Raw genomic sequence first — 26,777 nt, forward strand, 5'->3', positions numbered from 1 at the left:
GTCCGACGGGGGGCATACAAGGAATGCAGGGGCCAATCTTCGACGCGATACCTGTAACTTACCGGGGTCTTCTCGCGGATCAGCATCTCGTTGACGCGCAGCAATTCGGCAAGTCGCTGATTGGGGTGACTAAGCTCGCTAACAGCGTTTGTCACGAGATATTTCACGAAGAGATCACCCATGATCCGCGGTCATACCAAATCCGATTTTGCGTGGGGCCCAGCAAGGAGAATGGTCTCGTCCAGGAGATATTCGCCGTCGTTACTTCCGGCCAGATGCCGCTCTATACCCCAATCTTATTGACCGTCGGAAAGAAGCTTACTGAGCTTTTGGTGGGCGCTGTAATCGAGAAGGCCCTTGGGAAGAAGAAGGATGCCAACAACGCTGTCGATAAGATTCACGAACTAGCGATGGCACACAACGATTTTGCCCAGCAGGTTTTACGCGGACAGATGCGCGACAAAGCAGCGCTGATGAAGATCATTAACGAACTTCATCGGGAGAATAGAGCGTCGTTAAGACAAATACCCGAGCCAGTCGGAAGAACGGTGCGGTCGCTGCAAATCGGCAGCAGCCGCAGCTCAGCGGTCATCGACGAGCCAGCGGCCGAAGTACTGCGCTCACCGGAGCAACTTACACTAGGTGATCCGGTCACCTACGACGTGAAAATCCAAGGCGTTTTCAAGACAAACGGCGCTTGCCGAATTGAGATTCTTGACCAAAACAAGATCGTTTCTGGAAAGATCGCCGATGCCACTCTCGATGCACCTCACAATGTCTATACGAAGGCGCTCGACGAGGGGGCCGTTCTCCGCGTTCTGGCTCAACCGACGATGAAGGACGGCAGGCTGCACCGACTTTTCATTACTGCCGCGAAAATAGTGCCGAAGAAGCGTGGCAAGACACAGGGACACTAAAGGCCAGTACGCAAGTCGCTCGCAAGCGGGAGAGGAGAGCGAGCGCCGCGGCAATCGATCGTCCCAACGTCACTCCCCCCTAATACAACGGCTCCTCGTACACCTTCTCTCCATCCAGCAGCAGCCGCTTGATCGCCGCCCGTCCCGAGGGCAGCACGGCGGCGACGATTCGGAGCTTCTGCTGGTTGCGGGCGTCCTCGAGCTTTTTGCCCTCGCCTTCGGGCACGAAATAGCTTTCGAGGCCGTATTTGATCGGCAGCTTGTCGCAGAAGCGGCGGCGGTCGTCGCCGCAGGATCCGCCGTAATTTCCGACGCGGCCGCGGATCAGCACTTCGGGCGCGGTGACAGGGACAGGCTCGGCGTGCACCGAGACCGCCTGATAGAGGCCGTTCGCATTGGGCGCGAGCTTGACGAAGACGTTGGGGTGGCGCGCATCGGCTACCTTGCCTTTGAGGCTGCCTGCCGGCACTTGCGAGATCTCGTAGCTGAGCACGACATAGTCGCCGCGCAGGAGATCGCGGGGATCGACCGGCTGCGTCTGCAGGGTGACCTCGACGCCTTCGCGCAGGATCTGCATGCGGTCGGCCACCATCAGCACCAGGAGCGCTGATTGCAGCAGGACGGCGATGCCGAACAGCACGGCTTTGGGGATGCGCTGCCAGAACGCGGTCAGCGACGTGATCAGCCCTTTCATCGCGCGGCCCTCGGCAGCATGCGGTTAAGCGCCGTGGCAAAGGCGACGGCCGCGACGCCCGCGACGGCCAGGAAGGCCGAGCGGCGCAGCAGCGAGCCCTTCACGGCCCAGGTGATGCCGGCGATCACGCCGGCGATGCCGAGCCAGCCGGCGACGATGCGCGGGCGCACATCGTCGAGCATGCCTGATACGACGAGGCACAGCATGGCGCAGAGCAGCGCGGCATAGGCGAGCCAGGATTCGCCGGCCATGGATGCCGGCCAGACCGGCGCCGCGAGCAGGACCAGGGCGATCGCAGCTGCTGCGAGGAGTTCACCCTTGCGCCGGGTGATTGCAGCCGACGTCAACGCGAGGATCACGCCGGCATTTCCGCACGCGATCGCCCAAAGCGGCTGGCCCGCAACGGACCCTTCGCGAAAGCGGACGAGATCGTCGACCGTCGTCACCTCCAGGAACGCGGCGATGGCGAGTGAAAACGCGCCGTAAGTCGACAGGACAGTGCCTAGCCGGAGCGCGCGCGGCGACGGCGCGGCGGCGATCGCGAGGCCGGCGCCGAACAGCAGCGCCGCACCGCTCGCGAGCACGAAGGACGGCTGCGTGCCCTCGAATTCGAAGCGGAGCGCGGTCGCGATCCACCACGGCAGCAGCGCGAGCGCGACGAGATGAGCGGCGACACGCGAATTCCAGGCGAAGGCGAGTGCGGCGGCGACGAGCCAGACGATGAGGAGCGGAAGATGCAGGATGTCAGGCGTATCGGTGGTCCGCATGCAGGTCCAGATCGAGGCGGCGACGAGACCGACCGCGAGCGCGCCGCGCGAGCCGGTGAGAAGCGCCGCGGCAAACGCGCCGATCGACCACAGCAGCATGCCGCCGGCAAAGTCCTCGCCGAGATGATACATCTGGCCGACCAGCGCGATGCCGGCACCGAAGATGATCGCACCGACGCTGGCGCAGAGATCGGCGAGAACGTCGCGGCCGCGCGCGGCAAACCAGGCGCCGAGACCGCCGGCGGCGGCGAGGCCCGCGAGCAGGATCGCAAACCGCGCCAGGCGCGCGATCTCGGTCCAGTGCGCCGCCACGAAGGCGAGGAACGCGGCCGCGATCAGGAGGCCGCCGAGGATGCCGACGACCACGGCGATGCCGATGCCGGGCGGAAGCGGCGGCAGTGCAGTGCGGATGGCGGCGGCCGCCTGCGGCGCGATCACGCCGTCGGCCTCCCATCGCGCAAGATCGGCGTCGAGGCGCTGCCGGTAGGATTTGTCGAACATCGTCGTGGAATCACCTGGCCCGCAGGAGCGCGGGACATGGCTTGGTCGGATCGCGCGGGGCGTGGGTTCAACCACGCGCGGTGGGGGCGAAACGCATGTGGGCTTTGCGCGAGCGGAGCGCACGCCTCGTCCTTCGAGACGGCGCTGACGCGCCTCCTCAAGATGAGGCTAATCAGCGTCAGTGCCCGCTGAAACTGCTGCCGCGCACTCCGCCCTCATCCTGAGGAGCCCGCCTAAAGCGGGCGTCTCGAAGGATGGCCGCAGGGAAAACTTTCAAATGCGATAGCCCTGCCCGCAAGCGGGGGAGGCACACTGCCGATGCCGCGGCATTTCTGCCCATCACGAGCCGCGACAATCGATTCGACCTGAAGCCATTCCGCTCTAGTTTGCCTTGATGCCGGCCTCGCTGATCAGCTTGCCCCATTTCGTGCTTTCGCTGTCGATGAAGCGGCCGAACTGCTCGGGCGAGGTCGGCGCAGGCTCGGCGCCGAGGGTGCGGATCTTCTCGGCCACGGCAGGATCCTTCAGCGCCTTGGTGAAGGCCTCGTTCAGCCGGGCGATGACATCCGCGGGCGTGCCGGCGGGAGCGACGAGCCCGAACCAGCCGACGGATTCGAAACCGGCCATGCCGCTCTCGGCCAGCGTCGGCACATCGGGGAGCGACGCCAGGCGGCGCGCGGAGGAGACGCCGATCGCGTTGAGCTTGCCCTCGAGGATCAATTGCCGCGATGCCGGAATATCCAGCACCGCGAACGGGACATGGCCTGCGAGAACGTCGACCGCCGCCGGCGCCGTGCCGCGATACGGCACCAGCTCCATCGCGATCCCGCTTCTCTGCGTGAACAGCGCGGCGGTCAGATGCATCGCCGTCGAATTGCCGCCATGCCCGATCGAGAGCCCACCCGGCTTCGCCTTGGCGAGCGCGATGGTCTCCGCTGGTGTGCGCGCGGGGACATTCGCGGATGCGACCAGCACGAAGGGGATTTCCGCGAGCAAGGTGATGGGCGCGAGATCCTTCAGCGCGAACGGCATCGCGGCGTTGAGGTGCGGATTCACCGTCAGCGCGCCGGCCGGCGCCACGCCGAGCGTGTAGCCGTCGGGCTTGGCCTGCGCGACCGCGGCCATGCCGATGTTGCCGCCGGCGCCGGCGCGGTTCTCGATCACGAGGCCTTGCTTGAGCTCGGCGGTGACCAGCGGCTCGAGCGCGCGGATGACCGTGTCGGCGCTGCCGCCGGGCGGGAAGGTCACGATGATCTTGATCAATTGCTCGGGATAGGCGGCGCGGGCCGCCGCCGGCGGCAACACTACGAAAGCAGCGGCCGTCAGCGCGGCCAGGATGTGGCGCCTTGCGACGTGAAACACGGTCTCCTCCTTGCGTTCTGTTCTTGAAAGTCGGTTTGTTCGTCGTGTTACGCCGCAGCGCCGGTGATACGTGCCAGCAGGCCCAGCGGATTCTCCGGCGCGGATTGCCCGCGCCAGGCGATGTGCTGGTCGGGCCGCGCCAGCACGAGCTTTTCGGCGTAGGCGCCGTTCGCCTCCTCCGGCGCGACGTCGACCAGCGCGAGCGGCACGCCACGCGCCTTGGCGGCGTCCTGCAGCCGCGTCACGTCGATGGCCGGGTCGAACCGCAGCAAGGTGTAGCCGGGGCCGAAGGCATCGTAGAGCGAGCGTCCGTCGCGCAGGAACAGATGCGGCGCGCGGGCGCCCGGCACGGTGGAGGGCGTGAAGCTGCCCATCGCATACGGTGGCGGCGTCTCGCCGTCATAGGCGATGATCGGCGAGGCGTCGTAATAATAGCCGAAGTTGAGGCCGGCGCAGCAATATTGCTGCACGTTGAGATCGTAGGCCGCTTTCGCCAGCGCCGCGCGCGCCGCGTGGCCGCGCGGCGTGTCGTCCTCGATCTCCGAAGGTACGTCGCCGCGCTGCGCCATCATCTTCATCGCATGATCCATCGCAAAGCGCGACACCTGCTCGGTGATGGGCTGTCGCTCCGCCTCGTAGGCATCGAGGATCGCAGCCGGCGCCCAGCCGTTCAGATGCGCCGCCAATTGCCAGCAGAGATCGACGGCGTCCGCAATGCCGGCATTCATGCCGTAGCCGGCATAGGGCATCCACAGATGCGCGGCGTCGCCGCAGATGAAGACCCTGCGATCGCGGAAGCGATCGGCCACGAGGCGCCGTCCGACCCAATCCTCCTTGCTGAGCACGCGATACTCGAAGCGCTCGTCGACGCCGAGGATGACACGGATGGCCCAGTCGCGATCGACCGAGTCGAACTCGGGCTCGTCGGGCTTGAGATGATTGTGGATCAGCCAGCGGTCGTGGCCGTCGATCGCAACCACGGTGCCGGAGCGGCGCGGATTGAGCGAGAGCACCATCCAGGCCGGCTTGTGCGCTCCCATTAGCTCCTTCAGCTGCGGCGCTTCGATGAAGGTCGACTGCACGCGCTGGATCACCGGCGTGCCGGACAGGCTGGCACCGATCGCTTTGCGGACGAGGGATCGGCTGCCGTCGCAGCCGATCACGAAGCCGGCTTCGATGCGGAGCGAATCTCCGCTGTCGAGATCGCGCGCCAGCGCGACGACATGATCGTCGTGCTGCGCGATGTCGGTGATTTCCGTGCGCGCCAGGATCTTGATGCGCGGCTGTGCCGCGGCATGGCTGAACAGGATCGGCTCGAGATAGACCTGGTTGATCCGGTGCGGCGGCTCGGGCGTCGGCCACCAGGTGTCGGGGCCACCGGTCGCGCTGTAGCGGCGCGCGCGCGAGGGAATGTCGATGCGACAAAGCTCGATCCCGGTCGCCGTGGTCCGATAGGAGCAATCGTTGGGAAAGTCCGCAGGGAGCCCCGCATCGCGCAAGCGAGCGGCGACGCCGAGCCGCCTGAAAATCTCCATGGAGCGCGCCGACACGTGATTGCACTTGACGCTGGGCGGATCGCCGGCGTGACGGATTTCCGCGACGACGACATCGATTCCGCGCGAAGCGAGGTCCATCGCCGCGGTCAATCCGACGGGCCCGGCCCCCACCACCAGCACTTGTGCTCTCATGCTCGTTTCCTTCATCGCCGCGGGATTCGTTGCCCCGCACAACCTGCATTTTATTGCAGGTCCGTTCATGCGATAAGTCGGAAAGAACTCATCAATTCATGAGCGTTCGCTATGAATGTCACCTTGCGCCAGTTGCGGGTCTTCACCGGGGTGTACCGGACGCGCAGCATCACGCGGGCCGCCCGCGAGCTCGGCATCACGCAATCGGCGGCGAGCCTGTTGATCCAGCAGCTCGAGGCCCAGCTCGGCGTCAAGCTGTTCGACCGCTCCACGCGTTCGGTGCAGCCGACGCTGGCCGCGGGCGAAGCGTTCGCCGCGGCCGAGCGCATGCTGAGCGATGCGCAAGGCCTGTCGCGCCGCATGCGTGATCTCGCGCAGGCCCGCGCCGGCCGGGTCGTGTTTCTCGCCTCGGCCGGCACCGCGTCGGCGCTGCTGCCCATGGTGCTGGCGAAATTCCGCGCTGGCCATCCCGACATCGAGATCGACATGCGCGATGTCGCCGCCGACGATCTCGTCCCGCGCCTGAGCACGACCGATGCCGAGTTCGCGATCGGCAGCGCGGAGGGCGAATTCGCGGACATGACGATCGAGACGCTGACGAGCGGCCGCCTGAGCGCGATCGGCCGCCGCACCGCGGACTTCGCCGCGCGGCGGTCCCTGACCTGGGACGAGCTGGTGCAACTGCCGACGATTGCGATGCGCAGCGAGACACGCATCCGCATGCAGATCGATCAGGCCCTGAGCGCGCAGGGCAAGCGCCTCGATCCGACTTACGAAGTGACCCTGATCAACACCGCCCTCGCCATGACGGCGCAGGGCCTCGGTCTCGCCATCCTGCCCGCGACGATGCTGCCGGCCGACCAGTTCCCGACACTGATCGCAAGACCGCTGGTGCGCCCCGCCCTCACCCGGCCCGTGTCGCTGCTGCAGCGCCAGGGCCGAACGTTGTCGCCGGCGGCGCAGGCCTTCGTGGCGACGGCGCGGATGGTGCTGGCGGCGCGAGGAGCGCAGGCATCAGGCTGATTTTGCGGAGCTATCGAGAAGCTGATGGTTAACTGGCGGAGAGGGAGGGATTCGAACCCCCGATAGGCTTGCACCTATGCCGCATTTCGAGTGCGGTGCATTCAACCACTCTGCCACCTCTCCTGAAGGCGCCATATAGGAGCCGGGCCCCTGTGGTTGGGGGCGTTAATAGGCGAGGATGGCGGGCCAGACAAGGCGCGAAAGGGAAAATCCGCTGCCTGTTTTCGCCCGCTGTCCCGGCTTTCCGTCATGATCGCAGGGAATGGGCGGCCAGTTGCGGCTTTGGCGCGCTTGTCTCGGGCGCCCTTCTGGGATTCAAATCACGTTCGGAAACAGGGGGTGGGACCGCCAGACGCGGTAAACACTGGCGGTCCCGTGCCGCTCGTTGAAATACTGGCCGTGAAGGGCGGCTTCGCCGGCCGAGTGGAAGCGACGATTCGACCCTAGCGTGCGGCAGCCGGCCCGCAACGCAATCCGTCCCTTAACCTAACCGGTCAAGGTTACTCCTTGTCCGCCTTACCCTTTTTCTTGCCGTTCTCCGTGGAATCCCGGTCTTTGTCCTTTCCGCTCTCCTTGCGGCGGTTGGTGAAGCGGGCATTGCCGAGGCCCGTGCCGATGGTGAGCACGCCCCAGCGGTCGACGTCCTGCATGAACGGCACTTCGGAGAGACCCTGCACCACGCCGTCATTGTGCATCAGGATCGCGGTGTCGTGCTCGCCGATCTCAGGAATCCCCTCGATCAGGCTCGCCGGCAGGTTGAACTTGCTGCTTTCCCAATTGCCGGGCAGGTTCTGCGCGCCCTTCTCGATCGAGCCGTCCGGGTTGATCACGCCGGGACAGGCGATGCCGATGAACGGCGCGAGCTTGTAGCCTTCGTTCTCGGCTTCCGTGATCAGCCCTTTCAGCATCTTGGTCAGCCGCTTCACCGCGCCTTCGCGCGTCGGCTCGTCGTCGGCGTGACGCCACAGCTCCGCATGGACCACCTTGGCCTTGGACAGATCCTTGGCCTTCTTCCAGCCGGTTTCCACCACGCCGCAGCGGATGTTGGTGCCGCCGATGTCGACGGCGAGGATGCTGTCATGGGCCTCGAAGATCCAGGACGGCGCGAGGTGCAGCGCGCCGATCAGGCCGGCTTCGTCAGGGTGATGGCGGATCGGCTGCAGGTCGATCTTGAAATCCTCGGATTTCAGGATGATCTCGGCGCGGGCGATCACGAGCTCGCCGAGCCTGGAATCGCGAAAGCCGCCGCCAACGACGATGCGCTCGGTCTTGGCCCAGGCCTTGGTCTTGAGAAAGCGGCGGGTGACATAGGCGAGCTCCTGGGAGAAATCCTCGATCGCGCTGTGCACCACGGCCGAGGCCTCGGTGTCGTCGCCGACCAGGATGGCGTCCAGCGTCTTCTTGTTGATCTCCTCCGTCGGCATCTTGCCGAACGGGTCCTCCCCCGTCTTGCGCAGCGGCTTGCGCCAGCGCTCGAGGACCTCCCGGAACGCGCCCTTGCTGGCGCGGTCGCCGAGAAAGCCGTCCTCGTCCTTGATCTCGATGTTGAAGCTGTCGACATCGACCGACGGCAGCCGCTCGGCGCCATGCTGGGCAATGCCCGTTGTTTTGACCAGTTCGTCTGTTGCCATGAGAGCCCTTGCCCGCTTGCCTGTTCCGGCCGAGACAACTGCGTGGGAACCCGTTTGTTGCAAAGCCCGCCCGAGATTCGGCTGCGCGCTTTCAGCGCGGCCAAAGCCTTCAAATCCGGGCCTTTTCCGGCGGTTGTCCTTGACTTGGCGCGCTCGGCCGCTATAAATCCCACAGCCGGCGCGGGGCGTTTCTCGCGCCGCTTGTTTTTGCGTGGGTTTTCAAAGGGATAACTCCCACCCGCACAAAACGCAGATAAACCCATAGCGACTGACAAAAAGCCGACCCGGACGCTTGGCGTCCCGAGGCCGGGATTGAACACGGAGAAAGAACGATGTTCGCAGTCATCAAAACCGGCGGCAAGCAATACCGCGTCGTGCCGGATGATGTTCTCGAAGTTGGCAAGATCGAAGGCGAAGTCGGCTCGATCGTGCAGTTGAATGAAGTTCTGGTGGTCGGCGGCGACACGCCGGTGCTGGGCGTTCCGACGGTCGCAGGCGCGTCCGTCGCGGTCGAGGTGCTCGATCACAAGCGCGGCCCCAAGGTCATCGCCTTCAAGAAGCGCCGCCGCAAGAATTCGCGCCGCAAGCGCGGCTATCGCGACGAGATCACCGTGCTGCGCGTCAGCGAGATTCTCACCGACGGCGCCAAGCCCACCAAGGGGCCGCGTCCGAAGAAGGAGAAGGCGGCGCCGGCAGCGGAAGCCGCCGAGTAACGCAGAACCGATCACGCCAATTCACGAATTGATGCGTGAGAGATTTTGAAATGATTCCGTCAAGGAATTGACCTAGAACTACGCAGGATTTCGGAGACGAGCCATGGCTCACAAAAAAGCAGGCGGTTCATCGCGCAACGGTCGCGATTCCAAGGGCAAACGCCTCGGTATCAAGGCGTTCGGCGGCGAGATCGTCACGCCCGGCAACATCATTGCGCGTCAGCGCGGCACGACCTGGCATCCCGGCCTCAATGTCGGCATGGGTACGGACCACACTCTGTTCGCCAAGATCGAGGGCCGCGTTGCGTTCCAGGCCAAAGCAGGCGGCCGCACCTTCGTATCGGTGCTCCCGATTGCCGAGGCTGCTGAATAGACGGTGGATCAAATTGGAATCCGCCGGTCCCGACTGAACCGGCGGAGTCCTAGAGATCGCAAGAGATCGAAGGCTCCAAGGGGAGGCGGGAAACCGGCCTCCCCTTTTCTTTGCTCACTTTGAATTAGTGACTTTCACGGAGCCGGACATGTTGCAGGATTTCTCGAGCGTGACCTTGGCCGAGGCGAGACCCGGCGTCGTCGCCACCGAGCGGCTGACCTTGCGGCAACCGACGCTGGCCGACGTCAGGGCCATCGTCCGGCTCGCCAACGACCGCCGCGTCGCCGAGAACACGCGCCGCCTGCCGCATCCCTATTCGCAGGACGACGCCGCCGAATTCATCCGCGCCACCGCCGGGCTCGGCAGCGAGACGGTGTTCCTGATCGAGCACGATAGCGGGCCGGTCGGCATGGTCGGTGTCGATTGCTCCAGGCCCGGCAATGCCGAGCTCGGCTACTGGCTCGGCGTCGAGCATTGGGGCCGGGGCTTCGCCACCGAGGCCGCGCGCGGCGCGATCGATTTCTTCTTCGAGGAGTTCGAGGACGAGCACCTCTACGCCGGCGCGCGCGTCACCAATCCGGCCTCGCGCAAGGTGCTGGAGAAGTGCGGCTTCCAGTGGACCGGCGTGCAGCTGCACCGCTTCCTGGCGCTGGGATCCTCGACGCCCGTCGACTGCTTCCGCCTCTCGCGCGGCGTGTGGGCCTCGCTGAAGAGCTGGAGCAGTGCGAGGAGGGTGCGGTAACTTACCCTCCCCTGGAGGGGGAGGGTAAGAGTTACGCCGGCGGATTGACCTCGTCGCTCTCACGTCCCAGATCGCGCTCGCGCAGGTAAATGTAGAACCCGGCGCCGATGATGATTGCGGCGCCGACGAGTGTCGCGATCGACGGCACGTCGCCGAACACGACGAAGCCGAAGATCACGGCCCAGACGATCATCGAATATTGATAGGGCACCACGACGCTGGCCGGGGCGAGCTTGAGCGAACGGTTGACGCAAAACAGCGCCGTCACCGAAACGCATCCGGCGAGCGCGAAGATCACGAGGCTGCCGGGCGTCGGCGGCACCCAATTGAACGCCGACAGCACCGCGCCCAGCGAAAACGTGCCGACGAATTGCGAGGACGCCATCACGATGTCGGGCGTCTTGCGCAGGCTGCGCGTGATCAGCATCAGGGTTGCGAAGGAAAGACTGCCACCGAGCGCGATCAGCGCCGGCAGGCTGACCGTCTGCGCCGAGGGGCGGAGTGCGATCAGCACACCGCAGAACCCGATCAGGATCGCGGTCCAGCGCCGCCAGCCGACCTTCTCGCCCAGAAAGATCGCCGACATCGCGGTGACGAAGATCGGGCCGGCGAGATAATAGGTGATGACGTCGGCGAGCGGCAGATAGACGGTGGCGAGGAAGAAGGCCGCGACCTCCAGCGTCGACAGCACGACGCGAACCAGCTGCAGCCCCGGCCGCTCCAGATGCAGAAACTGGTGACGCTGCTTCCAGATCAGCGGCGACAGCAGCAACAGCGCCGCGCAGGCGCGCAGGAACAAGAGCTGCCCCACCGAATAGGTCCCGACCAGGAACTTGCCCATGGCATCGCCGAACGAGAACATGAAGATCGACAGCACCATGAGTCCGATGCCGGCCAGGCGCGCGGAGCGATCGTCATAGGCGGAGAGATTCTTGAACAGGGGCATTGAATGAGTCTGGATCCGAGATCTCGTCATTGCGAGCGCAGCGAAGCAATCCAGAATCTTTCCGCGGCGGCAGTCTGGATTGCTTCGCTGCGCTCGCAATGACGCGGAGAGAGCATCAGGAAATCGGCGCATAGTGTCGCTTGCGGTCGTTTTAATGACGTGAGCCGCCGGGACAAGCCCACAACGCCGAATTGAACGGATTGTCGCACTCTTCGCATCGCGGTAGCGATACCGGCCATATCGACGAGAGAGCCAAGAAGAGAGCTAAGCCATGACCGATTTCGATCCGGCCCTGCATCGCATGATCCCGACGCAACGCTGGTTTGAGGATTTCGTCGTCGGCGAACGCTTCGTGCTGCCGAGCCGCACCCAGACTTCGGCGGTATTCGCCGCATTCCAGACCGCGAGCGGCGACACCCATCCCGTGCACTACGACGTGGAATATTGCCGCGCCCGCGGCATGCCGCATCTGCTCGCCCACGGCTTCCAGACCCTGATCCACACCGCGCCCGGCGCCGGCCTGTTTCCGTTCATGGTCGAGGACTCCCTGGTCGGCTTCCTCGAGCAGTCGAGCCGGTTCCTCAAACCGGTGTTCGCCGACGACACCCTCTATCCTGCCCTGGAAGTCATTGAGCTCGTGCCGGGGCGCACCACCGGCGTGGTGACGCTGCGCAGCACCGTGTTCAACCAGCGCAAGGAGCTGGTGCTCGAGGGCACGCAGAAATTCCTGATCCGGCGGCGGCCGACGGGTTAAGCAAGGGCCCCAATTCGCGGAATTTCGGCCGATTTGCGCACCAATCCGGGTTGCCGCAGGGGGCCGGCTGGCCTACCTATGGCCCATGAAATTCCTCGACGAAGCAAAGGTCTATATCCGCTCCGGTGACGGCGGGAACGGCTGCGTGGCGTTCCGCCGCGAGAAGTTCATCGAATTCGGCGGCCCCTCCGGCGGCAATGGCGGCCGCGGCGGTAATGTCATCATCGAGGTCGCCGACGGCCTCAACACGCTGATCGACTACCGCTACCAGCAGCATTTCAAGGCCCAAAAGGGCGAGAACGGCTCGGGCTCGGACCGCCACGGCGCCAACGGCAAGAACATCGTGCTGAAGGTTCCCGTGGGCACGCAGATCTTCGACGAGGACCGCGAGACGCTGATCCACGACTTCACCAAGGTCGGCGAAAAGTTCGTGCTGGCCGAAGGCGGCAATGGCGGCTTCGGCAACGCGCATTTCAAGTCCTCGACCAATCGCGCACCGCGCAATGCCAATCCCGGCCAGCCCGGCGAAGAGCGCTGGATCTGGCTGCGGCTGAAGCTGATCGCGGATGCTGGCCTTGTCGGCATGCCCAATGCCGGCAAGTCAACCTTCCTCTCCAAAGTCAGCGCCGCAAAGCCGAAGATTGCCGACTATCCCTTCACCACGCTGCATCCGCAGCTCGGCGTCGTGAATGCCGACGGCCGCGAATTCGTGCTGGCCGACATTCCCGGACTGATCGAAGGCGCGCATGAAGGCACCGGCCTCGGCGACCGCTTCCTCGGCCATGTCGAGCGCTGCCGCGTGCTCTTGCATCTCGTCGACGCCACCTGCGAGCATGCCGGCAAGGCCTACAAGACGGTGCGGACCGAGCTCGATGCCTATGGCGGCCAGCTCACCGACAAGCTCGAGATCGTGGCGCTGAACAAGATCGACGCGGTCGAGCCGGACGAGCTCAAGAAGCAGAAGGACCGCCTGAAGCGCGCCGCCAAGAAGACGCCGCTGCTGCTGTCAGGCGCGACCGGCCAGGGCGTCAAGGAAGCGTTGCGCGCGCTGGCCGACGTCATCGGCGAGAGCCCGGTGTCGGCGAAAGCAAAGAGCGCGGCGGAAGCGGAGCCCTGGTCGGCTTAATAGATCGCTGAGAGACCCTCATGGTGAGGAGCGCGGAACCCGCGTCTCGGACCATGATGGCCCGGCCCTCACCTGCGGCCGTCCTTCGAGACGCCCGCTGCGCGGGCTCCGCAGGATGAGGTTCGGTCCTGGTGGCACAGCCGAACTTGAGCGCTGGCTTGTCTTCGCGCCCGCGATAGCGCAGCATCGAACAATCAAGAAACTGCAGGGATGACGCATGGCGCGCGCGAAGAACGTTCTCTGGATCATGTGCGACCAGCTTCGCTATGACTATCTCGGCTGCACCGGACATCCCACGCTGAAGACGCCGAACATCGACGCCATGGCAAAGCGCGGCGTGCTGTTCACGAAGGCCTATGTGCAATCGCCGATCTGCGGTCCGTCGCGGATGTCGTTCTACACCGGCCGCTACATGCGCTCGCACGGCTCGCACTGGAACGGCTGGCCGCTGCGGGTCGGTGAGCCCACGCTCGGCGATCATCTCAACAAGATCGGCGTGCGCAACGTGCTGGTCGGCAAGACCCACATGGCCCCCGATATCGAAGGCATGAAGGCGCTCGGCATCCCGCCGGAATCCGTCATCGGCGTGCATGTCGCCGAATGCGGATTCGAGCCCTATGAGCGCGACGACGGCCTGCATCCGACCGGGCGGCCCCGGCCGAAATACGACGAGTATCTGCGTAAGCACGGTTTTGAAGCCACCAATCCCTGGGAGCATTGGGCCAATTCCGGCGCGGCGGAAGACGGCTCATTGCAGAACGGCTGGCTGCTGGTGCATGCCGACAAGGCCGCGCGCGTGCCCGATGAGCACTCCGAGACGCCCTACATGACGCGGCGCGCGATGGACTTCATCAGCGAGGCCGAGACCGACGGCCGTCCCTGGTGTTTGCATCTCTCCTACATCAAGCCGCACTGGCCCTATATCGCGCCCGAGCCCTATGCCAGCATGTATTCGACCGCCGACATGATCCCGGCGATCCGTTCGATGCGCGAGCGGCAGAATCCGCATCCGGTGTTCGGCGCCTACATGGACATGCGCTACTCCCGCAACATGGCGCGCGACGATGCTCGCGAGAAGGTGATCCCGACCTATATGGGCCTGATCACCCAGATCGACGACCAGATGGGCGTGCTGATGAAGTTTCTGGAGGAACGCGATCTCCTGGACACCACGATGATCGTGTTCACCTCCGATCATGGCGACTATCTCGGCGATCACTGGATGGGCGAGAAGGACCTGTTCCACGAACAATCGGCGAAGATCCCGCTGATCATCATCGATCCCTCAAAGGAAGCCGACGCCACGCGCGGCACGCGCAGCGACGCACTGGTCGAGGGAATCGATCTCGCGCCGACCTTCGTCGATTATTTCGGCGGCAAGGTGCCGGGCCACATCCTCGAAGGACGGTCATTGCTGCCGCTGCTGCGCGGGCCCACGCCGCCGGATTGGCGCAAGGTGGCGTTCTCCGAGTATGACTATTCCATGCAGGACGTGCGGCTGAAGCTGAACCAGCCGATCGAACGCTGCCGCCTGTTCATGGTGTTCGACGGCCGCTGGAAATACATCCACGCCTCCGGCTTTCGCCCGATGCTGTACGACCTCGAAACCGATCCGGAGGAATATGTCGATCGCGGTGACGACCCCGATTGCGCCGACATCATCGCGCGGCTGCAGGCCGAGCTGTTCGACTGGGCGCTGCATCCCAGCGGCCATATCACCACGCCGCGCGAGAAGATCGCGGCCTATGCGGACAATCAGCTGCAGGTGAAGAACGGCGTCCTGATCGGCATCTGGGATGAGAAAGAGCTTGCCGCGATCAAGGACGGCATCGCCCAGCGCGCGAAGATGTGAGTCCGGAGCGCAGTTCTCTCAGCTCGTCATGCCCGGGCTTGACCCGGGCATCCACGTCTTACGGCGAGCGCGGACGCACGTGGATGGCCGGGTCAAGCCCGGCCATGACGATGGAGTACAGGCGCGGCGGAGATTCAATTCTCGATCTTGTAGCCCGTCGCCTTCACGATCGGCTGCCACAGCGCGATGTTCGCGGCGAGCTCCTTCTTTAATCCATCCGCATTGCTGCCGACCGGAATCATCCCGATCGCCGTCAGCTTCTCCTTCACCTCCGGCTTGGCAAGCGCCGTTGCGGCGGCGGCCCCGAGCTTGCTCGCAAACTCCGGCGGGCTGCCAGCGGGAAGCCACATGCCGTACCAGGCGTCAGCAACGAGATCGATGCCACTCTCCCTCAGCGTCGGCACGTCGGGCGCAAACGGCGAACGCTCCGCGCTCGCGACCGCGATGATCTTCACGCCCTTGGCGCGATGCTGCGGCAGCGCGTCCGCCAGCGTGGTGATCCCGAACGAGATGTGGCCGCCGACGAGATCGTTGAGGATCGGCGCGCTGCCGCGATAGGGCACGCGGGTCAGGGGAATGGCAAAATCCTTCTCGAGCCTGGAGCCCATGAAATGCGGAATCGTGCCGTTGCTGGGCACGCCGAACGACGACTTGTCCGGATGCGACTTCAACCACGCCACGAACGCCTTGAGATCGGCAGCATCGATGCCGGGGCCGATCACCAGCGCGAATTCGAACCGTGCCAGCAACGAGACCGGCATGAAATCCCTGGCCGTGTCGAAGCTCGGCGTCGCCTCGACCATGGGCAGCAGGTACATCGTAGGCCCTGTCGTCACCAGCACCATGCTGCCGTCGGGGCTTGCGCCCTTCACCGCCTTGATGCCGATCAGGCCGTCGCCGCCGGTGCGGTTCTCGACCACCACGGTCCGTTGCAGCACCGGCGCCATCTCCTGCGCGAGCAGCCGGCACAGCGTGTCGCCACCGGCTCCGGCCGCGAACGGGAAGATGATCTTCGTCAGCCCCGCCTGCGCTTGCGCCCCGCCCGCCGGCGCGAACAGCGGCAGGCCGAGGCATCCGGCCATGAATGTGCGGCGATCCATGCTTTTCCCTCCCGACCATTTCATTGCCGGCATTAGAACCGCACTGGCGTCCGAAACAAGGCCAAACACGAGATCGGACCGCGCCGTTTACCATTCCGGCCGCCTTGCGCCGGCCCTCGTCCTGCTGCAAAAGCAGGCCTCACCGGCGCCGCCCTCTCGCTCCGCCGTTTCCAATGCAAGAGCAGATCGCCCAAGCGCGCCAACCCACATATTTACATGGCCAGCCCCGAACTCAGTCAATTCCGCCGCATCGTCGTCAAGGTCGGCTCCGCGCTGCTGGTGGATTCCGACAAGGGCGAGGTGCGCGCATCCTGGCTCGCCGCGCTCGCCGACGACATGGCCAAGCTGCACCAGGAAGGACGCGACGTCCTCGTCGTCTCCTCCGGCTCGATCGCGCTCGGCCGCAGCCGGCTGAAATTGCCGCGCGGCCCGCTGAAGCTTGAAGAGAGCCAGGCCGCGGCCGCGGTCGGTCAGATCGCGCTGGCGCGGATCTGGTCGGAGGTGCTCGGGGCGCACGGCATCGGCGCCGGCCAGATCCTGGTGACGCTCCAGGACACCGAGGAGCGCCGCCGCTATCTCAACGCCCGCTCCACCATCGGCAAGCTGCTGGAATGGCGCGCGATCCCCGTGATCAACGAGAACGACACGGTGGCGACCACCGAGATCCGCTATGGCGACAATGATCGCCTCGCCGCGCGGGTCGCGACCATGGCGAGCGCAGACCTGCTGGTGCTGCTGTCCGACATCGACGGGCTCTACGACGCCCCGCCGAAGAACAACCCGAACGCAAAGCTCATTCCCGTCGTCGACGGCATCTCCTCGGAAATCGAGGCGGTGGCGGGCGATGCCGAGTCCGAGCTGTCGCGTGGCGGCATGCGCACCAAGGTCGAGGCCGCCAAGATCGCCACGACCGGCGGCACGCATATGCTGATCGCCTCCGGCAAGATCGAGCATCCCTTGCAGGCGATCGCCGATGGCGGCCGCTGCACCTGGTTCCTGACGCCGGCCAATCCCATCACCTCGCGAAAGCGCTGGATCGCAGGCACGCTGGAGCCGAGGGGCACGCTGACCATCGACGCCGGTGCCGTGACGGCGCTCCGCGCCGGCGCCAGCCTGCTGCCGGCCGGCGTGGTCAAGGTCGAGGGCCAGTTCGCCCGCGGCGATGCCGTGATCGTGCGCGGCCCCGACGGCAGCGAGGTCGGCCGCGGCCTGGTCGCCTATGACGCCGATGATGCCGAGCGGATCAAGCGCCGCTCCTCCCCCGACGTGATGACCATCCTCGGCATCAGCGGCCGCGCGGAAATGATCCACCGGGACGATCTGGTGGTGGGCGGGTAGGGCCGAACAAGCCGTCATGCCCAGGCTTGTCCCGGCCATCACGCCGGAGCTAGGCCAGAGGCCCAGCCGGCCCGCTACCCGAACCCCAGCCATACCCTCCCCGCCCTTCGCAAAAGCGGGATTTCCGTGCTAGGACACCGCCTTAGCAGAAGGTTGAATTCCCATGGCCGCCCCCCTCAAAGCCGTTGACGGCAATGCCGATCGAGCTGGCGATCTCCTGGCGCTGATGTCCGATCTCGGAACCCGTGCCCGCGCTGCCGCGCGCGTGCTGGCGCTGGCGCCGCCGGAGCAGAAGAACCGGGCGCTGGAAGCCATGGAGCGGGCGATCCGTGCCAACGCCGCCGCCATATTGGCCGCCAATGCCGAGGACGTCGCCGAGGCCCGCGCCGCCGGCAATGCCACCTCCGCCTTCATCGATCGCCTGACGCTGACCCCGGCGCGCATCGAGAGCATGGCCGAAGGCATCGGCATCGTGCGCGGCATCGCCGATCCCATCGGGGTCGTCATCGAGCGCTGGCAGCGGCCGAACGGCATGTCCATCGAGCGCGTGCGCGTGCCGCTCGGCGTCGTCGGCGTGATTTTCGAGAGCCGGCCGAACGTCGCTGCCGATGCCGGCGTGCTGTGCCTGAAGTCGGGCAATGCCGTGATCCTGCGCGGCGGCTCCGACAGTTTCCGCTCCTGCCGTGCCATCCATGAGTGCCTGGTGCAGGGCCTGCGCGAAGCCGGTCTGCCGGAAGCTGCGATCACGCTGGTGCCGACGCGCGACCGCGCCGCGGTTGGCATGATGCTGTCGGGTCTGGGCGGCGCCATCGACGTCATCGTGCCGCGCGGCGGCAAGAGTCTCGTCGCGCGCGTCGAGCAGGAGGCGCGGGTGCCCGTCTTCGCGCATCTCGAAGGCGTCAACCATGTCTATGTCGATGGCAGCGCCGACCTCGCCATGGCGAAGTCGATCGTGCTCAATGCCAAGATGCGACGTACCGGCGTCTGCGGTGCGGCCGAGACGCTGCTGGTCGATCGTGCCGCCGTTGCTGCGAACCTGAAGCCGCTGGTCGAGATGCTGCTCGATGCCGGCTGCGAGGTGCGCGGCGACGAGGCCGTACAGAAGGCCGATGCGCGCGTCAAGCCAGCGAGCGAGGAGGATTGGGACACCGAATATCTCGACGCGATCATCGCGGCGAAGGTGGTGGACGGCGTCGACGGCGCGATCGCGCACATCCAGGACCACGGCTCGCATCACACCGATGCAATCGTGAGCGCGGATGAAGCTGCGGCGAACAAGTTCCTGAGCGAGGTCGATTCCGCGATCGTGCTCCACAACGCCTCGACGCAGTTTGCCGATGGCGGCGAGTTCGGTTTCGGCGCCGAGATCGGGATTGCCACCGGCCGCTTCCACGCCCGCGGGCCGGTCGGCGCCGAGCAATTGACGAGCTTCAAATATCGCGTCCGCGGCACCGGACAGACCCGGCCGTAGACGTCGCGAGGCGCGGGCATTGAGCAACAATCTCGTCGTGCCGCGCTTCGTGGCGCAAGCGGTTCCGCCCTCGACGCCGGGCATGCGCATCGGCCTGCTCGGCGGCTCGTTCAACCCGCCGCATCAGGCGCACCGCGCGATCAGCCGCTTCGCGCTGAAGCGATTGCAGCTCGATCGCGTCTGGTGGCTGGTCACGCCAGGCAATCCGCTCAAGGAGAACGGCACGCTGCACGAGCTCGGCGAGCGCATGCAGGCCGCGCGCGAGGTCGCCGATGATCCGCGCATCGAGGTGAGCTGTCTCGAATCCGTCATTCGCACCCGCTATACTATCGACACGATCAACACCTTGCGCCGCCGCTTCCCGGGCTTGCGCTTTGTCTGGATCATGGGCGCCGACAATCTCGCTCAATTCCATCGCTGGCAGGACTGGCGGCGCATCGCCGCCCAAGTGCCGATGGCTGTGATCGATCGCCCCCCGCAGAGTTTTCGCGCGCTCGGCTCGCCCGCAGCCCAGGCGTTATCGCGCTACCGCCTGCCCGAGAACAAGGCAGTTCAGCTTGCAGATCGGCCAGCACCCGCCTGGGTGTTCCTGACCGGATTGAAGCTGAATCTCTCCTCGACCGGCCTACGGAACCCGGACGGAAGCTGGAAAGGTACGAAGTGAGACGAAGTGTGCGGACCTGGTGGGGATTTCGGTCTCTCTGGCATATTGAAACCCTTAACCCCACATGATGTAGTGTAACCAGTGGGCGCCGGATTCGGCGTTCGCGATACAGTGAAAGGAATGGTCCCTGACCGCATCTGTATTGTCCAAGCCTGTTTTACCCAAGGTTGCCAAGCCTACGCGTAAAACATCGACCAAAGCTGCGGCCTTGAAGGCGCAACCCGACGCCGACAAGACGCTGAGCCTGATCCTCTCCCGCCTCGAGGACATGAAGGCGGAAGAGACGGTCACCATCGACCTTCGCGGCAAATCGGCGTACTCCGACTACATGATCGTCACCACCGGCCGGGTGAACCGGCACGTCGGCGCGATCGCGGAAAACGTCACCAAGAGCCTCAAGGAAAACGGCATCAAGAACATCCATGTCGAGGGCTTGCCCAATTGCGACTGGGTGCTGATCGATTCCGGCGACGTGATCGTGCACGTGTTCAGACCCGAGGTCCGCGAGTTCTACAACCTCGAGCGGTTGTACACGCAGGGCCCAGGGGCGGCGAAGGCGATCTAGGCTCAACTGGCCGATTTCGAATCGGCTGACGCGCATGCTAGCGTCGTGCGCGCGCCTGTTGCGCGCGGTCTCGTCAACGCGACTCCTAAGATCATGCGTGTTGCTGTCATTGCGGTGGGCCGGCTGAAGCAGGGCCCCGAACGGGAGCTTGCAGACCGCTATTTCGAGCGGTTCGAGGAGGCTGGCCGCAAGCTTGGATTCCGCGAGCTCGGCATCCACGAAATTCCCGAAAGCCGCGCGCGCGACGCCGCGACGCGGATGGCCGAAGAGGCCGCGGCGATCTCCGCGCATATTCCTGACAAGGCGATCCTGGTGGCGCTGGACGAGCGCGGCCAGAATCTCGAGTCCACCGTATTCGCACGGCATCTGGCGCGCTGGCGCGACGAGGGCGCCGGACATACTATCTTCGTGATCGGAGGGGCGGACGGACTTTCGCCCGAATTGCGCCGTAAGGCCAAGCTCGCGATCGCGTTCGGCTCTGCGACCTGGCCGCACCAAATGGTCCGCGTCATGCTTCTGGAACAGCTGTATCGGGCCGCCACCATCCTGGCCGGCCATCCCTATCACCGCGCATGATGCGCGCCACAACGAGCACCTTTGCCGACACGATGCGAGCGCCGCTCCTCAACCTGCTGCTGATCACCGGCCTCGCCGGCGCAAGCCTCTTCGCCGAAGCAAGCCTCTTCGCCGAAGCAAGCCTCTTCGCCGAAGAAAGCCTCGCGCAAGCTCAGACGCAAGGTCAGACAGTTGCGCCGCCGCCGCAGACCGCGGCCGTCTCGCCCGAGGTGATCAAGCAGCGCGAGCAGGAGCTGGAGGCCGCGCGCGCGAGGCAACGAAGCGCGGAAGAAGCGCAGGCCAAGCTGAAGGCCGAGATCACCGCGCTCGGCCAGGACCGCACCCAGCTCAATCAGCAGCTGATCGAGACCGCCGCCAATGTGCGCACCGTGGAAACCAAGATCGACGAGGCCGAGGCGCGGCTGCGCACGCTGAACGGCCGCGAGCAACAGATGCGCGCTTCGCTGGATTCGCGCCGCGCCGACATCGTCGAGGTGCTGGCGGCCTTGCAGCGCGCCGGCCGCCGCACGCCGCCGGCGCTGCTGGTACGGCCCGAGGATGCGCTGCAATCCTTGCGCACCGCGATGCTGCTCGGCGCCGTCGTGCCGGAATTGCGCGGCCGCGCCGAGAAGATCGCAAGCGAGCTCGGCGAGCTCGTGGCCTTGCGCAAGACCATCGCCACCGAGCGCGATCAGCTCGCCTCCGACCGCGACAAGGTCAGGAGCGACCAGACCCGGCTCACCGCCCTGATCGAGGAACGGCAGCGTCAGCAGTCCGCACGGGAAAAAGACCTCGACGCCGAAAGCGCGCGCGCGATCGCGCTGTCAAGGCAGGTCGGCGATCTCCAGGGCCTGATCGCCAAGATGGAGCAGGATCTGCAAACTGCCGCCAAGGCAGCCGAGAAGGCCGCCGAGGCCGCGAGGCAGGCCGAGGCCAAGGAGGCCAAATTGGCGGCGGCAAACGCGGCCGCCAGTGCCAAACAGGGCCCGGGCGCGTTCAAGGACAAGTCCCGCACCACCCCGGCGATCGCCTTCGCCTCGGCCAAGGGCCTCCTGCCGCTGCCGGTTAACGGTAACAAGATCAGGGACTTTGGCGGTTCCGACGGGATCGGCGGCGTCCAGAAGGGCATTTCCCTGGCGACCAAGCCCGGCGCCCAGGTCACGACGCCGTGTGATGGCTGGGTTGTGTATGCCGGCCCATTCCGCAGCTATGGACAACTCTTGATCCTCAATGCCGGGGGCGGGTATCATGTCCTGATCGCCGGGATGGAGCGCATTTCGGTCAACATCGGGCAGTTTGTGCTCACGGGGGAGCCGGTCGCGACCATGGGGTCGACCTCTCAGGTCGCCTCCATTCTCGCCACCAATGCGAGTCAACCTGTGCTGTATGTCGAGTTCCGTAAAGACGGCACTCCAATCGATCCAGGCCCATGGTGGGCCGCAAATGAAGGCGAGAAGGTTCGCGGATGATGCGCAAGACTTCAGTAATCCTCCTCAGCGCCGCCACCGGTGCGGCGCTGACGCTGTTCGTGACCCAGCCGCGCGCGGTGTTCATGGGCTCCAGCGCGCGAGCCGCCACCGCGGACACCTATCGCCAGCTCAATTTGTTCGGCGACGTGTTCGAGCGCGTGCGCTCCGATTACGTCGAGAAGCCCGACGACACCAAGCTGATCGAATCCGCCATCAGCGGCATGCTCACCGGCCTCGATCCGCACTCGAGCTACATGGACGCCAAGAGCTTCCGTGACATGCAGGTGCAGACCCGCGGCGAGTTCGGCGGCCTCGGCATCGAGGTCACGATGGAGGACGGCCTGATCAAGGTGGTCTCGCCGATCGACGACACGCCCGCCTCGCGCGCCGGCATCATGGCCAACGACATCATTACCAATCTCGACGACGAGGCGGTGCAGGGCCTGACCCTGAACCAGGCGGTCGAGAAGATGCGCGGCCCGGTCAATACCAAGATCAAGCTCAAGATCATGCGTAAGGGCCAGGACAATCCGCTCGACGTCACGCTGGTGCGCGACAACATCCGCGTCCGCTCGGTGCGCGCACGCGTCGAGCAGGATGACATCGGCTATATCCGCATCACCACCTTCAACGAGCAGACCACCGAAGGGCTGAAGCGCGAGATCGGCAACCTCACGAACCAGATCGGCGGCGACAAGCTCAAGGGCTTCATCATCGACCTCCGCAACAATCCGGGCGGCCTGCTCGAGGAAGCGGTCACCGTCTCCGACTCGTTCCTCGAGAAGGGCGAGATCGTCTCGACCCGCGGCCGCAATGCCGAGGAGACCCAGCGCCGCGCCGCGCATGCGGGCGACCTCACCAAGGGCAGGCCGGTCATCGTGCTGGTCAATGGCGGCTCGGCCTCGGCGTCGGAAATCGTCGCCGGCGCGCTGCAAGACCACAAGCGCGCGACCATCGTCGGCACGCGCTCGTTCGGCAAGGGCTCGGTGCAGACCATCATTCCGCTCGGCAGCGGCAACGGCGCGCTGCGGCTGACCACCGCGCGCTATTACACGCCGTCGGGCAAGTCGATCCAGGCCAAGGGCATCGTGCCCGACATCGAAGTGCTCCAAGACGTGCCGGACGAGCTGAAGTCGCGCACCGACACCAAGGGCGAGGCTTCGCTGCGCGGCCATCTGAAGAACGACGGCGACGAGAAGACGGGCTCGCAGTCCTACGTCCCGCCGGACGCCAAGGACGACAAGGCGCTCAAGCTCGCCGGCGACCTGCTCCACGGCATCAAGAACAGCGCCTCCGCCGCGCCGACCCCGGGCGGCGACAACAAGGCGGCGGCCGACAAGCCCAAAGCGGCGAATTGAGTCGGCGCAAGGCGCGATCTCGAAAGAACGGCTTCCTGAAGCCGCCCTTTTTGCTTGGAACTCCAGGGATCTCCGGCCTCTCCCGGCCTGCCGCCGCTTGACCCCGCCGTGGTATCGTCGGCACGAGTGATTCGGGATCGCGCATGACTGAGACGGCCGATGATCTGAGCGCCCCGCTCGGACAGGACAAGCCGCGCCGGAAACGCCGGCTGCGGCTGCCGTTCACTGCCATGCAGTTGTTCGCCGTCGTGCTCGGCCTGTTCCTGGTTACCTTTGCCGGCTTCGCCATCTTCAACACCGATCCGCTCGGCGGCGAGCCGATGGCCAGGCTCGCGATCCGCGCTCCCACTGCCACGGACGAGAAGCCGGCCGCGGCCGGCCACGGCGCAGAGAGCAAGCCGGAGGGCAAGCACGAGACCAAGGAGGCGCCGAAGCAGGCCGCGCCCGGCGAGCAGAAGACCATCACCATGATTGACGGCTCCACCGGGGCCCGCCACGACGTGGTGATCGGCGGGAGCGATGCTGCTGACAAGGGTGAGGCCTCCTCCCCGCCGCCCGTCATGGCCGGGATCAATCCAAAGCTGCTGGAGAAATCGCGCTACGGCATGATCCCGGTGGCGGCCGACGGGCTGAGGCCGTTCAACGTCTATGCGGCGGACGCCGACCGCGCCAAGGCCGCCAAGATGCCCGTGGTCGCCATCGTGATCGGCGGCCTCGGCGTCGGCGCCGCCAAGACCCTCGACGCCATCATGAAGCTGCCGCCGGCGGTGACGCTGGCCTTCACGCCCTACGGTTCCGACCCCGGCAAGCTCGCCGAGCGGGCGCGGGCGCAGCGCCACGAGATCTTCCTCCAGATCCCGATGGAGCCCTATGATTTCCCCGACAACGATCCGGGGCCGCAGACGCTTCTGACCTCACTCAGCCCCGACCAGAACATGGACCGCCTGTACTGGCACCTCAGCCGGATGCAGGGCTATGCCGGCCTCACCAATTTCATGGGCGCCCGCTTCATCGCGACGGAGCCGGCAATGCAGCCGATCATCCGCGAGGCGGCCAGGCGCGGCCTCGGCTTCTTCGACGACGGCTCCTCGCCGCGCAGCATCGCGCCCCAGGCCGCGGCCAACCAGGCCGTGCCGTTCGGCAAGGGCGACATTGCTATCGATGCGGTGCCGACGGCGACCGAGATCGACCGCGCCCTCAACAAGCTGGAATCGACGGCGCGCGAGCGCGGCATCGCCGTCGGCACGGCCTCCGCCCTGCCCGTCTCGATCGACCGCATCAGCGCCTGGAGCAAGACATTGGGCGACCGAGGTATCCTTTTGGTGCCATTGACAACCGCGATGCTGAAATCAAAATCCAGCTAAATCAACGAATTGGTTCGGCACGGGCTCTCGCGGGGCCGGCATGCCTTCCCAAGATGCAGGCAAGAGGTCTGGCGGAATGGCGCGTTACGAGGATCTGCCCTACCGGACCTGTGTCGGTGTAATGCTGATCAATCCAAAGGGACTTGTGTTCATCGGCCGCCGCGCCGGCGGCATCGAGCATGTCGACGACACCCATGTCTGGCAGATGCCGCAGGGCGGGGTCGATCCCGGCGAGGATACCTGGGAAGCGGCCAAGCGCGAGCTCTACGAGGAGACCAGCGTGCGCTCGGTCGAGCGGCTCGGCGAGGTCCCGGACTGGCTCACCTACGACATTCCGCGCACCGTTGCCGGGCGCGCCTGGAAGGGCCGCTACCGCGGCCAGCGCCAGAAATGGTACGCGGTGCGCTTCACTGGCAAGGACAGCGAGATCGACGTCGAGCATCCCGGCGGCGGCGGCCACAAGGCGGAATTCGTGAGCTGGCGCTGGGAGTCGATGAAGAATCTCCCTGAGTTGATCATCCCGTTCAAGCGCCCGGTCTATGAGCGCGTGGTGCAGGAATTTTCTGCGCTGGCGGAGGGGTGATTTGCATCGTCATTCCGGGGCGTGCAAAGCACGAACCCGGAATCTCGAGATTCCGGGTCTGGTCCTTCGGACCATCCCGGAATGACGATCCAAAGAAGCGACCGCATGACTGATCATCAGAAACCCTACCGCCCGAACGTCGGCATCGCGCTGTTCAACGCCGACGGCCGCGTGCTGATCGGCCACCGCTTCAAGGGCGACGGGCCCGAGATCATTCTGCCGGGACTCGACTGGCAAATGCCGCAGGGCGGCGTCGACGAGGGCGAGAATCTGCGCGATGCGGCGATGCGCGAGCTCTGGGAGGAGACCAATGTCGTCAGCGCCGACTATCTCGGCGAGACCGACTGGTTCACCTATGAATTCCCGCCTTACGACGGACCGCAGTCGCACCGGCTGGCGAAGTTTCGCGGCCAGCGCCAGAAATGGTTCGCACTGCGCTTCACCGGCCACGACGACGAGATCGATCCGCTGACGCCGCGCAACGGCCAGCCCGCCGAGTTCGACGCCTGGCGCTGGGAGCATCTCGACAGCGTCGCCGACCTCGTGGTGCCGTTCCGGCGTGAGGTCTATCGGGCCGTGGCGCGAGAGTTTGCGCACCTCGCAAGCTGAGCTTTCGAAAACAACCCCATGCACAGTAGCTAAGTGCCCGACGCGCCGCGATTAATTAGGCGACAGCGATTGCGCAATGAAGATTTCAGCGCCCGCCACGACCGTGACGAGCGCTGAAACCGTTCAGGAATTTGGAGTTCGAGCCCCGGAGCGGTGCCCCGGGGCTTAGTGCATGGCCGTGGAGCTGAGCTGGTGCTGGATGCTCTTGAAGTGATCGAGCCGTTCGATGGCCTGATCGAGCTCGGAGCCCTCATGCTCCTTCAGGTTCTCTTCCATCTCCGCGATCGTCTCGGCGAACTGGGTGCGGTCCAGCTCGGCCAGCGAGGTCGCGACGTCGGCGAGCACGGTCAGGCCCTTGTCGGAGACTTCGGCAAGGCCGCCGAGCACGATGATCTTCTCGTGGCGGCCGCCGGTGGTCACGGTGAGAATGCCCGGCCGGATCGCAGCCACGACCGGCGCATGTCCCGCCAGCACGCCGAAATCACCCTCGACGCCGGGAATGTCGACCTGGTCGACCTCGCCCGAGAAGGCGAGCTTTTCCGGAGAGACGAGATCGAAATGGAAAGTGGCCATGAGCTATCCGTTGTTTTCCGCTTGTCACCCGCGGGCTTG

At 65.5% G+C, this 26,777-nt stretch carries 26 protein-coding genes and 1 tRNA gene; 18 read left to right on the forward strand and 9 right to left on the reverse strand.

The genetic code is table 11. The features are described from left to right. Window positions 1–23 precede the first annotated feature (23 nt). Window positions 24–917, forward strand: coding sequence for a DUF7946 domain-containing protein (locus AC24YW_RS21830; protein WP_487484649.1), 894 nt, complete (start codon window positions 24–26; stop codon window positions 915–917). Between the two features lie 79 nt (window positions 918–996). On the opposite strand, the gene AC24YW_RS21835 is transcribed toward AC24YW_RS21830, so the two are convergent. The 4 genes from AC24YW_RS21835 to AC24YW_RS21850 all read right to left on the reverse strand — a co-directional run bounded on the left by AC24YW_RS21835 (window position 997) and on the right by AC24YW_RS21850 (window position 5,929). Next, window positions 997–1,611, reverse strand: coding sequence for a GDYXXLXY domain-containing protein (locus tag AC24YW_RS21835; RefSeq protein WP_487484650.1), 615 nt, complete (start codon window positions 1,609–1,611; stop codon window positions 997–999). Next, on the reverse strand, window positions 1,608–2,879 hold the full coding sequence (locus AC24YW_RS21840) for a DUF2157 domain-containing protein (protein ID WP_487484651.1): 1,272 nt from the start codon (window positions 2,877–2,879) through the stop codon (window positions 1,608–1,610). The genes AC24YW_RS21835 and AC24YW_RS21840 overlap by 4 nt, the downstream gene beginning before the upstream one ends. Before the next feature lie 381 nt (window positions 2,880–3,260). Continuing rightward, window positions 3,261–4,241, reverse strand: coding sequence for a Bug family tripartite tricarboxylate transporter substrate binding protein (locus AC24YW_RS21845; RefSeq protein ID WP_487484652.1), 981 nt, complete (start codon window positions 4,239–4,241; stop codon window positions 3,261–3,263). Window positions 4,242–4,288: 47 nt separating this feature from the next. Beyond that, window positions 4,289–5,929: an FAD-dependent oxidoreductase gene (locus AC24YW_RS21850; RefSeq protein WP_487484653.1), complete on the reverse strand. Its 1,641-nt coding sequence runs from the start codon at window positions 5,927–5,929 to the stop codon at window positions 4,289–4,291. Between the two features lie 111 nt (window positions 5,930–6,040). On the opposite strand from AC24YW_RS21850, the gene AC24YW_RS21855 reads away from it, so the two are divergent. Then, window positions 6,041–6,952 (forward strand): LysR family transcriptional regulator, encoded by a 912-nt coding sequence (locus AC24YW_RS21855; RefSeq protein WP_487484654.1) that lies wholly within the window; start codon window positions 6,041–6,043, stop codon window positions 6,950–6,952. 33 nt (window positions 6,953–6,985) lie between these two features. Here AC24YW_RS21855 and AC24YW_RS21860 read toward each other — a convergent pair. Both AC24YW_RS21860 and AC24YW_RS21865 read right to left on the reverse strand, forming a co-directional pair. Then, window positions 6,986–7,075 (reverse strand) — tRNA-Ser (locus AC24YW_RS21860). A gap of 377 nt (window positions 7,076–7,452) precedes the next feature. Continuing rightward, window positions 7,453–8,583, reverse strand: coding sequence for an ROK family protein (locus tag AC24YW_RS21865; RefSeq protein ID WP_487484655.1), 1,131 nt, complete (start codon window positions 8,581–8,583; stop codon window positions 7,453–7,455). A gap of 332 nt (window positions 8,584–8,915) precedes the next feature. Here AC24YW_RS21865 and rplU point away from each other — a divergent pair, with 332 nt between their 5' ends. The 3 genes from rplU to AC24YW_RS21880 all read left to right on the forward strand — a co-directional run bounded on the left by rplU (window position 8,916) and on the right by AC24YW_RS21880 (window position 10,411). Next, the gene (gene rplU / locus AC24YW_RS21870) at window positions 8,916–9,296 is read left to right on the forward strand and encodes a 50S ribosomal protein L21 (protein WP_487484656.1); all 381 of its coding nucleotides are present in this window, start codon (window positions 8,916–8,918) and stop codon (window positions 9,294–9,296) included. Between the two features lie 103 nt (window positions 9,297–9,399). Next, entirely contained in the window at window positions 9,400–9,669 is a 270-nt protein-coding gene (rpmA, locus tag AC24YW_RS21875) for a 50S ribosomal protein L27 (protein WP_197962363.1), read from the forward strand. A 148-nt stretch (window positions 9,670–9,817) separates the two neighbouring features. Further along, a complete protein-coding gene (locus AC24YW_RS21880) occupies window positions 9,818–10,411 on the forward strand; it encodes a GNAT family N-acetyltransferase (protein WP_487484657.1) in 594 nt (197 codons plus the stop codon). A 31-nt stretch (window positions 10,412–10,442) separates the two neighbouring features. On the opposite strand, the gene AC24YW_RS21885 is transcribed toward AC24YW_RS21880, so the two are convergent. Next, window positions 10,443–11,357 carry a DMT family transporter gene (locus AC24YW_RS21885; protein ID WP_275519167.1) on the reverse strand — a complete coding sequence of 305 codons (915 nt, stop codon included), beginning with the start codon at window positions 11,355–11,357 and terminating at the stop codon, window positions 10,443–10,445. A 271-nt stretch (window positions 11,358–11,628) separates the two neighbouring features. Here AC24YW_RS21885 and AC24YW_RS21890 point away from each other — a divergent pair, with 271 nt between their 5' ends. The 3 genes from AC24YW_RS21890 (at window position 11,629) to AC24YW_RS21900 (ending at window position 15,089) form a co-directional block, all read left to right on the forward strand. Then, complete coding sequence (locus tag AC24YW_RS21890) at window positions 11,629–12,111, forward strand: MaoC family dehydratase (RefSeq protein ID WP_487484658.1); 483 nt, start codon at window positions 11,629–11,631, stop codon at window positions 12,109–12,111. Window positions 12,112–12,196: 85 nt separating this feature from the next. Further along, complete coding sequence (obgE, locus tag AC24YW_RS21895) at window positions 12,197–13,237, forward strand: GTPase ObgE (RefSeq protein ID WP_487484659.1); 1,041 nt, start codon at window positions 12,197–12,199, stop codon at window positions 13,235–13,237. A gap of 217 nt (window positions 13,238–13,454) precedes the next feature. Then, window positions 13,455–15,089, forward strand: a complete 1,635-nt coding sequence (locus AC24YW_RS21900) for an alkaline phosphatase family protein (protein WP_487484660.1) — start codon at window positions 13,455–13,457, stop codon at window positions 15,087–15,089. A 134-nt stretch (window positions 15,090–15,223) separates the two neighbouring features. Here the strand turns inward: AC24YW_RS21900 and AC24YW_RS21905 are convergent, their stop codons facing one another. Further along, complete coding sequence (locus tag AC24YW_RS21905; RefSeq protein WP_487484661.1) at window positions 15,224–16,189, reverse strand: Bug family tripartite tricarboxylate transporter substrate binding protein; 966 nt, start codon at window positions 16,187–16,189, stop codon at window positions 15,224–15,226. A gap of 216 nt (window positions 16,190–16,405) precedes the next feature. Here AC24YW_RS21905 and proB point away from each other — a divergent pair, with 216 nt between their 5' ends. From proB to AC24YW_RS21955, 10 genes are all read left to right on the forward strand, one after another. Further along, window positions 16,406–17,527, forward strand: coding sequence for a glutamate 5-kinase (gene proB / locus AC24YW_RS21910; protein ID WP_487484662.1), 1,122 nt, complete (start codon window positions 16,406–16,408; stop codon window positions 17,525–17,527). A gap of 163 nt (window positions 17,528–17,690) precedes the next feature. Continuing rightward, on the forward strand, window positions 17,691–18,998 hold the full coding sequence (locus AC24YW_RS21915) for a glutamate-5-semialdehyde dehydrogenase (RefSeq protein ID WP_487484663.1): 1,308 nt from the start codon (window positions 17,691–17,693) through the stop codon (window positions 18,996–18,998). A gap of 19 nt (window positions 18,999–19,017) precedes the next feature. After that, window positions 19,018–19,662, forward strand: a complete 645-nt coding sequence (locus tag AC24YW_RS21920) for a nicotinate-nucleotide adenylyltransferase (RefSeq protein ID WP_036024650.1) — start codon at window positions 19,018–19,020, stop codon at window positions 19,660–19,662. 208 nt (window positions 19,663–19,870) lie between these two features. Beyond that, window positions 19,871–20,227, forward strand: coding sequence for a ribosome silencing factor (gene rsfS / locus AC24YW_RS21925; RefSeq protein WP_024338888.1), 357 nt, complete (start codon window positions 19,871–19,873; stop codon window positions 20,225–20,227). Between the two features lie 93 nt (window positions 20,228–20,320). Further along, window positions 20,321–20,803: a 23S rRNA (pseudouridine(1915)-N(3))-methyltransferase RlmH gene (gene rlmH, locus AC24YW_RS21930; RefSeq protein ID WP_036008734.1), complete on the forward strand. Its 483-nt coding sequence runs from the start codon at window positions 20,321–20,323 to the stop codon at window positions 20,801–20,803. Between the two features lie 32 nt (window positions 20,804–20,835). After that, window positions 20,836–22,251 (forward strand): murein hydrolase activator EnvC family protein, encoded by a 1,416-nt coding sequence (locus tag AC24YW_RS21935; protein ID WP_487484967.1) that lies wholly within the window; start codon window positions 20,836–20,838, stop codon window positions 22,249–22,251. Further along, entirely contained in the window at window positions 22,248–23,609 is a 1,362-nt protein-coding gene (locus tag AC24YW_RS21940) for a S41 family peptidase (protein WP_487484664.1), read from the forward strand. The genes AC24YW_RS21935 and AC24YW_RS21940 overlap by 4 nt, the downstream gene beginning before the upstream one ends. A 143-nt stretch (window positions 23,610–23,752) precedes the next feature. Beyond that, window positions 23,753–24,973, forward strand: a complete 1,221-nt coding sequence (locus AC24YW_RS21945; RefSeq protein WP_487484665.1) for a divergent polysaccharide deacetylase family protein — start codon at window positions 23,753–23,755, stop codon at window positions 24,971–24,973. A 76-nt stretch (window positions 24,974–25,049) separates the two neighbouring features. Then, the gene (locus tag AC24YW_RS21950) at window positions 25,050–25,556 is read left to right on the forward strand and encodes an RNA pyrophosphohydrolase (protein WP_487484666.1); all 507 of its coding nucleotides are present in this window, start codon (window positions 25,050–25,052) and stop codon (window positions 25,554–25,556) included. A gap of 105 nt (window positions 25,557–25,661) precedes the next feature. Then, window positions 25,662–26,165 (forward strand): RNA pyrophosphohydrolase, encoded by a 504-nt coding sequence (locus AC24YW_RS21955; protein ID WP_487484667.1) that lies wholly within the window; start codon window positions 25,662–25,664, stop codon window positions 26,163–26,165. Between the two features lie 165 nt (window positions 26,166–26,330). Here AC24YW_RS21955 and AC24YW_RS21960 read toward each other — a convergent pair whose 3' ends face one another. Continuing rightward, on the reverse strand, window positions 26,331–26,738 hold the full coding sequence (locus AC24YW_RS21960; RefSeq protein ID WP_487484668.1) for a F0F1 ATP synthase subunit epsilon: 408 nt from the start codon (window positions 26,736–26,738) through the stop codon (window positions 26,331–26,333). Between the last annotated feature and the right edge of the window lie 39 nt (window positions 26,739–26,777).

This window comes from Bradyrhizobium sp. USDA3516, assembly GCF_057651995.1.

Excerpts from the sequence above, each read along its gene's own strand:
- AC24YW_RS21830 (WP_487484649.1), top strand. The coding sequence starts at position 24 with ATGCAGGGGCCAATCTTCGACGCGATACCTGTAACTTACCGGGGTCTT.
- AC24YW_RS21835 (WP_487484650.1), bottom strand. The coding sequence starts at position 1,611 with ATGAAAGGGCTGATCACGTCGCTGACCGCGTTCTGGCAGCGCATCCCC.
- AC24YW_RS21840 (WP_487484651.1), bottom strand. The coding sequence starts at position 2,879 with ATGTTCGACAAATCCTACCGGCAGCGCCTCGACGCCGATCTTGCGCGA.
- AC24YW_RS21850 (WP_487484653.1), bottom strand. The coding sequence starts at position 5,929 with ATGAGAGCACAAGTGCTGGTGGTGGGGGCCGGGCCCGTCGGATTGACC.
- AC24YW_RS21855 (WP_487484654.1), top strand. The coding sequence starts at position 6,041 with ATGAATGTCACCTTGCGCCAGTTGCGGGTCTTCACCGGGGTGTACCGG.
- AC24YW_RS21865 (WP_487484655.1), bottom strand. The coding sequence starts at position 8,583 with ATGGCAACAGACGAACTGGTCAAAACAACGGGCATTGCCCAGCATGGC.
- rplU (WP_487484656.1), top strand. The coding sequence starts at position 8,916 with ATGTTCGCAGTCATCAAAACCGGCGGCAAGCAATACCGCGTCGTGCCG.
- rpmA (WP_197962363.1), top strand. The coding sequence starts at position 9,400 with ATGGCTCACAAAAAAGCAGGCGGTTCATCGCGCAACGGTCGCGATTCC.
- AC24YW_RS21880 (WP_487484657.1), top strand. The coding sequence starts at position 9,818 with ATGTTGCAGGATTTCTCGAGCGTGACCTTGGCCGAGGCGAGACCCGGC.
- AC24YW_RS21885 (WP_275519167.1), bottom strand. The coding sequence starts at position 11,357 with ATGCCCCTGTTCAAGAATCTCTCCGCCTATGACGATCGCTCCGCGCGC.
- AC24YW_RS21890 (WP_487484658.1), top strand. The coding sequence starts at position 11,629 with ATGACCGATTTCGATCCGGCCCTGCATCGCATGATCCCGACGCAACGC.
- obgE (WP_487484659.1), top strand. The coding sequence starts at position 12,197 with ATGAAATTCCTCGACGAAGCAAAGGTCTATATCCGCTCCGGTGACGGC.
- AC24YW_RS21900 (WP_487484660.1), top strand. The coding sequence starts at position 13,455 with ATGGCGCGCGCGAAGAACGTTCTCTGGATCATGTGCGACCAGCTTCGC.
- AC24YW_RS21905 (WP_487484661.1), bottom strand. The coding sequence starts at position 16,189 with ATGGATCGCCGCACATTCATGGCCGGATGCCTCGGCCTGCCGCTGTTC.
- proB (WP_487484662.1), top strand. The coding sequence starts at position 16,406 with ATGGCCAGCCCCGAACTCAGTCAATTCCGCCGCATCGTCGTCAAGGTC.
- AC24YW_RS21915 (WP_487484663.1), top strand. The coding sequence starts at position 17,691 with ATGGCCGCCCCCCTCAAAGCCGTTGACGGCAATGCCGATCGAGCTGGC.
- rlmH (WP_036008734.1), top strand. The coding sequence starts at position 20,321 with ATGCGTGTTGCTGTCATTGCGGTGGGCCGGCTGAAGCAGGGCCCCGAA.
- AC24YW_RS21935 (WP_487484967.1), top strand. The coding sequence starts at position 20,836 with ATGCGAGCGCCGCTCCTCAACCTGCTGCTGATCACCGGCCTCGCCGGC.
- AC24YW_RS21940 (WP_487484664.1), top strand. The coding sequence starts at position 22,248 with ATGATGCGCAAGACTTCAGTAATCCTCCTCAGCGCCGCCACCGGTGCG.
- AC24YW_RS21945 (WP_487484665.1), top strand. The coding sequence starts at position 23,753 with ATGACTGAGACGGCCGATGATCTGAGCGCCCCGCTCGGACAGGACAAG.
- AC24YW_RS21950 (WP_487484666.1), top strand. The coding sequence starts at position 25,050 with ATGGCGCGTTACGAGGATCTGCCCTACCGGACCTGTGTCGGTGTAATG.
- AC24YW_RS21955 (WP_487484667.1), top strand. The coding sequence starts at position 25,662 with ATGACTGATCATCAGAAACCCTACCGCCCGAACGTCGGCATCGCGCTG.
- AC24YW_RS21960 (WP_487484668.1), bottom strand. The coding sequence starts at position 26,738 with ATGGCCACTTTCCATTTCGATCTCGTCTCTCCGGAAAAGCTCGCCTTC.